We start from the raw sequence: 6051 nt of genomic DNA on the forward strand, positions 1-6051 counted from the left end.
TCGGCGAGCGCCGCGAGCGAGGCGGCCACCGAGTGATCGACCTCGGCCGCGGCGGCCTCGTGGGCCCGCAGGACGGCGAGGCTCTTGGCCACGATACCGAGCTCGCCCCCGGCGGGGACCTCTTTGCCGACCGGGAGCGCCCCCGAGGTGTCGAGCAGAACGTCCCAACCGGGCGCGTACTTGCGCCGGGGCAGGCGGAACGTCACCTCGTCGTCGTGCGCGTTGAAGAAGAGCACGAAGTGGGCGTCCTTGATCGGCTGGCCGCGGCGGTCCACGCCATTGATCCCGTTCCCGTTGAGGAACACGCCGACGGAGCGCCCGAACGCCGTGTCCCAATCCTCGGGCACCATGGTCTTGCCGTCCGGCCTGAGCCACACGATGTCAGGGAGGCGGTCGTTCTCCTCGCGGCGCACCGGCTTGCCCACGAAGAACTTGCTCCGCCGGAAAGTGGGGTGCTCCGCGCGGAGGCGCGCGACGGCGGCCGTGAATTCGACGAGGGGCCGGTCCACGGTCTCCCAATTGATCCAGGTCAGCTCGGTGTCCTGGCAGTACGCGTTGTTGTTCCCCTGCTGGGTGCGGCCCAGCTCGTCGCCGTGGCTGATCATGGGGACGCCCTGCGAGAGGAAGAGCGTCGCGAGGAAGTTCCGCTGCTGGCGTGCGCGCAGCTCGAGGACCTTCTCGTCCTTCGTGGGCCCCTCGGCGCCGCTGTTCCACGAGCGATTGTGGGATTCGCCGTCCTGGTTGTCCTCGCCGTTGGCCTCGTTGTGCTTCTCGTTGTAGGAGACGAGGTCGCGGAGCGTGAAGCCGTCGTGGGCCGTGACGAAGTTGATGGACGCGACGGGGCGCCGCCCGTCCCGTTCGTAGAGATCCGCCGAGCCCGTGAGCCGCGACGCGAACTCGCCGAGCGTCGCCGGTTCGCCGCGCCAGAGGTCGCGCACGGTATCGCGGTATTTCCCGTTCCACTCGGTCCACTGGGGCGGGAAGTTGCCCACCTGGTACCCGCCGGGACCCACGTCCCACGGCTCGGCGATGAGCTTCACCTGTGAGACCACGGGGTCCTGCTGGATGAGCTCGAAGAAGCTCGAGAGGCGGTCCACGTCGTAGAACTCGCGCGCGAGCGTCGAGGCGAGATCGAAGCGGAAGCCGTCCACGTGCATTTCCGTGACCCAATAGCGCAGCGAGTCCATGAGGAGCTGGAGGGCGTGGGGCTGCCGGGCGTTGAGCGAGTTCCCGGTGCCCGTGTAGTCCATGTAGTACTGCGGGTCGTCGTCCACGAGCCGGTAGTAGCGGCCGTTGTCGATGCCCTTCATCGACAGCGTGGGCCCGAGGTGGTTGCCCTCCGCGGTGTGGTTGTAGACGACGTCGAGGATCACCTCGATGTCCGCATCGTGAAGGGCGCGCACCATCGCCTTGAACTCCTGGACCTGCGAGCCGAGGTCCCCCGACGAGCTGTAGCCCGCGTGCGGAGCGAAGAACCCGATGGTGTTGTAGCCCCAGTAGTTGTGCAGGCCCTTGTCCTGGAGGGTGTTGTCGTCCACGAACTGGTGCACGGGCATGAGCTCGATCGCCGTCACGCCGAGCTTCTTGAGGTGGGCAATCACGGCCGGGTGCGCGACGCCCGCGTATGTGCCGCGCTGGCTCTCCGCGATCTCGGGGTGGAGCTTCGTCAGGCCCTTGACGTGGGCCTCATAGATCACCGTCTCGTGGTACGGGACCTTGAGCTGCGTGTCGCTGCCCCAATCGAAGAACGGATTGGTCACGACGCCCAGCATCATGTGCGGGGCGGAGTCCTCGTCGTTCCGGCTTTCCGGCTCGCCGAAGTTGTACGAGAAGAGCGGCTGCGCCCAGTCGATCTGGCCGTGGACGGCCTTCGCGTACGGGTCGAGGAGCAGCTTCGAGGGGTTGCAGCGTTGCCCCTGGCTCGGGTCGTAGGGACCGTGGACGCGGTACCCGTAGAGCTGGCCCGGCTGGATGTCGGGGAGGTAGCAATGCCACACGAATCCGTCGACCTCGGTCAGCTCAATGCGGGTCTCCTCTCGCTCGGCGTCGAAGAGGCAGAGCTCGATCTTTGTTGCGGCCTCGCTGAAGAGCGCGAAGTTCGTCCCTGTCCCGTCGAACGTTGCGCCCAACGGGTAGGGAGTTCCCGGCCAGATCTCCATGTAGCTCCTTGCGGCTGTGGGGTCGCCGTGGACCCGGTGCCTCGCATCATAGCGACGGGTCGTGACGCGGTCGTTTCGCGGAAGCGGTCACTGAGTCACTCGGGCACGGCCTCCATCACGACGGCGCTGCGCGCCGGAACCACGAATCGCTCCCCCGCGCCAGTCTGCTCCCCCACGAGCGCCGAGGCGCACGTCGTGAGCACCTTGCTCCACTTCGCCGGAAAATACCCGTCTGGGATGAGGTATTCCACGTCGTTCTCGGCCGCGTTGAGGATCACGAGCATGTCCGAGTCCCCGCGCGCGCCATTACGCCCCGGCACGGCATCGCCGTTGAGGAAGAACGCGAGCGACTTCGCCCACGATTCGTCCCAGTCGCCCTGGCCCATCGTCGATCCGTCGGCGTCGAGCCACACGATATCCGGCAGCGGATCCCCCTCGGCCGGCGCGACGGGCGTCCCGTCGAAGAAGCTCCGGCGGCGGAACACGGGGTGCGCGGCGCGAAGACCCACGAGCCGCTGCGCGAAGCTCAGGAGCTCGCGGTCTTGGCCGTCCCAGTGAACCCACGAGATCTCGTTGTCCTGGCAGTACGCGTTGTTGTTGCCGTCCTGGGTCCGGCCGAGCTCGTCCCCGTGGGAGAGCATGGGCACGCCCTGGGCAAGCATGAGCGTGAGGAGCAGATTTCGCTGCTGTCTGGCCCTCAGCTCGAGCACCTGGGGATCCTCGCTGGGGCCCTCGACGCCGCAGTTCCACGAGCGGTTGTCATCCGTGCCGTCGCGGCCGTTCTCGCCGTTCGCCTCGTTGTGCTTCGAGTCGTACGAGACGAGGTCCCGGAGCGTGAAGCCGTCGTGCACGGTCACGAAGTTCACGGACGCGGACGGCCGCCGGCCCTCCTCCTCGTACAGGTCGGCGGAGCCGGAGAGGCGCGTCGCGAGCTCGCGCAGTGTGCCGGGCTCGCCGCGCCAGAAGTCACGGATGCAGTCGCGGAACTTGCCGTTCCACTCGACCCATTGAGGCGGAAAGTTGCCCACCTGATAGCCGCCCGGGCCTACGTCCCACGGCTCGGCGATGAGCTTGACCCGGGAGAGCACAGGGTCCTTGGCGAGCATCTCGAAGAACGGCGAGACCATGTCCACATTGCCGTCCTCACGCGCGAGCGAGGACGCGAGGTCGAAGCGGAACCCGTCCACATGCATCTCGGTGACCCAGTAACGCAGGGAGTCGATCACGAGCCGCAGTGCGAGCGGATGGCCCACGTTGAGGGTGTTGCCCGTGCCCGTGTAGTCCATGTAGTAGAACTCGTTCCCCGACACGAGGTGGTAGTACGCCGCGTTGTCGATGCCGCGGAACGAGAGCGTCGGGCCCAGATGGTTGCCCTCCGCCGTGTGGTTGTAGACGACGTCGAGGATCACCTCGATGCCCACACGGTGATAGGCCTTCACGAGGTCCTTGAACTCGGCGATCTGCTGCCCGTGGTCGCCGCTCGACGAATACTCGTTGGTGGGAGCGAAGAACCCGATCGTGTTGTAGGCCCAATAGTTCGAGAGGCCGCGGCCCACGAGGATCGGGTCCTCGATCGACTGGTGGATGGGCATGAGTTCGACGGCAGTCACCCCGAGGTCGCGGAGATGCCCGACGACGGCGGGATGCGCGGCGCCGAGATAGGTTCCCTTCAGCTCGGCGGGCACCTCGGGGTGAAGCTTGGTGAGTCCCTTCACGTGCGCCTCGTAGACGACCGTCTCGTTGTAGGGACGCCGGGGCGGCCGGTCGCCTTCCCAGTCGTACTGCCCGTGGTCGCACACGACCGAGAGGAGCGCGCTCGGGAGCGAATCGGTCTCATCCTTCGTCGCGGGGGCGCCTTGGACGTGGGCGTGCAGCGCCGGCTCACCCGTGTACGTCCCGGCGATCGCGAGGGCGTACGGGTCCACGAGGATCTTGGCCGCGTTGAAGCGCAGGCCGCGTTCGGGTTCCCACGGTCCGTGCACGCGGTAGCCGTAGAGCTGGCCTTCCCCCACGCCGGCGACCTCGCCCTCCCAGCGGACGGCGCCGTCGGCCTCGCCGACCCTGGCGAGATCGACGCACGACTGTCCCCGAGCGGAATCGATGAGGCAGACTTCGACGCGCTCGGCTTCCGGGGCTGTCGCCAGCGCGAAGACGGTTCCCCGATCCGTCAGACGCGCCCCATAGGGCTGCTGCTCCATGGCTCGACCCTAACCCACCAGACTGACACTTTGGCTAGGAGTCCCCGCGGGCTCGGGTGGCCCGCACTTCACAGTCCATGTGAGGTTCGTCACAAAGTGAAGCTTCCGTAACGCCCATGACACGCGTTTGCGTAACCGCTTACACTGGATGCGAATTCCGGCGTGGGGGCAGTTAGCAAAGGATGCCATGAGCTTCCGTAGCCTCGCACTCGGGGACAAGGTCACGTTCGAGGACACTGGCCCCAAGCCCTTCAACGTGCGCGCGATCTCCCCCGACCAGCGGATGGTCATTCTGAGCCGACCCGTCGACGGCACCGACGCGGTCGAATACACCATGATCGACTGGGACCGCGGCGCCCGCGGACTCGACGGAACCCGCGGGAGGGGCCACCTCGTCGGCTCGGGGGTACACCGCAATCTGTGGCGGTTCTTCCGGGGCGTCACGACGGACGCTCCGGCCACCCAGACGGTCATGGACTTCACACTGTGGGTGGCCGTCTCGATCGCCGCCGTCAACGGTCGCCCGTAGGCGCAACCTCGAGGAGCCCGAGGGAATCGAGCAGTTCGCGGAGCCGCGCGATCCCGCGTTCGGGCGCGTACCGCTCCTTCCAGCGCGCGTGGGCGCGGTCGACGACGTCGCTCGCCGGAAGGCTCCTCGTCGCCTCGGCGATGACGTCCGCGAGATGGCGTGAGTCGCCGGCGCGCGCGACCCAGGGGTAATCGGGGCCGACGACGTCGGGCAGCGCCCCCGCATCTGAGACGACGACAGGGACGCGCGCCGACATCGCCTCGGCGACCGCGAGCCCGAAGCCCTCGGGAACAGTCGAGGGGCACACGAGCAGGTCGATCGTCCCGAGGAACTCGTCCGCCGGCATGCGCCCCACGCGCTGGACCGAGCCCTTGAGCGCGGCGAGGCGGCCTTCCACGATCGCGCGCTCGCGGGCGTCCACGAAGCGCGGTGCGCCCGCGATCCGGAGCCAGAAGCGATAAGGCGCGAGGCGGTTGAGGGACACGAGGGCATCCGCGAGGAGGTGGATCCCCGTGGCCTCCGAGGGACGCCCCACGAAGCCCACCCGCACGGGCCCCTTCCCGCGCGGCACGCGGACCACCTCGAGCTCGGCGGCCCACGGCTCGAGGACGCGCGCGTTCCGGAAATACTGGCCGAGGAACTCGGACGGAACGACCGTGGCGAGGGCCCGCAGCCGGGCCAACCGTGCGACCGTCCGAAGTGGGCCGGAGGGGACCCTGTGCACGTGCACGATCCGCCCCGGGAGGCCCGCCGTCGCCGTCGCTGCGAGGAGCCCGTGGCACCACAGGACCCCCTCGCGATGCTCGCCGCGCCACCGTCGCAGGGACCGGGCGTACTCGGCACCCGCTCGGCCCTCGATCGCCTCGGCTTCGAGGCCGCGCTCGCGAGCCGCCCGGACCACGTCGCCAGGCTCAGCCGGGGCGACGACGAGCGGCTCCGTGCCGAGCTCGCGCAGCCCGGCGGCGATCGTGAGCAGCACAGCCCCGGCGCCTCCCATCGAACCGTCACTGGCCGCGAGAATGATGCGCCGTCCCATGCGAATGTCCCCCCTGTGAAGCAAACCACTTCCGCGCGCTGGGGCCGCTGATTCCGCGACTCGAGGCCCGGGGAGGGCGGCTCGCCGCCCTCAGGGACATCCTAGGACGCGAGGCGCGCCACAGCCCGG

The 6051-nt window shown here is 68.5% G+C and carries 4 protein-coding genes; 1 reads left to right on the plus strand and 3 read right to left on the minus strand.

The genetic code is table 11. The annotated features are described in order from the left end of the window. Together glgX (ACLN58_RS16450) and glgX (ACLN58_RS16455) are read right to left on the minus strand one after the other, a co-directional pair. A partial coding sequence (glgX, locus tag ACLN58_RS16450) for a glycogen debranching protein GlgX (protein ID WP_415856330.1) occupies positions 1–2159 on the minus strand: 2159 nt, incomplete at its 3' end. 95 nt (positions 2160–2254) lie between these two features. After that, a complete protein-coding gene (gene glgX / locus ACLN58_RS16455; RefSeq protein WP_415856331.1) occupies positions 2255–4357 on the minus strand; it encodes a glycogen debranching protein GlgX in 2103 nt (700 codons plus the stop codon). 187 nt (positions 4358–4544) lie between these two features. Between glgX (ACLN58_RS16455) and ACLN58_RS16460 the strand changes: the two genes are divergently transcribed. After that, positions 4545–4886, plus strand: coding sequence for a hypothetical protein (locus ACLN58_RS16460; protein ID WP_415856332.1), 342 nt, complete (start codon positions 4545–4547; stop codon positions 4884–4886). Here ACLN58_RS16460 and ACLN58_RS16465 read toward each other — a convergent pair. Then, positions 4870–5922 carry a glycosyltransferase family 4 protein gene (locus ACLN58_RS16465; protein ID WP_415856333.1) on the minus strand — a complete coding sequence of 351 codons (1053 nt, stop codon included), beginning with the start codon at positions 5920–5922 and terminating at the stop codon, positions 4870–4872. The genes ACLN58_RS16460 and ACLN58_RS16465 overlap by 17 nt on opposite strands. Positions 5923–6051: the final 129 nt, after the last annotated feature.

Source organism: Sinomonas sp. G460-2 (genome assembly GCF_047759905.1).
In the GTDB taxonomy this organism is placed as follows: domain Bacteria; phylum Actinomycetota; class Actinomycetes; order Actinomycetales; family Micrococcaceae; genus Sinomonas.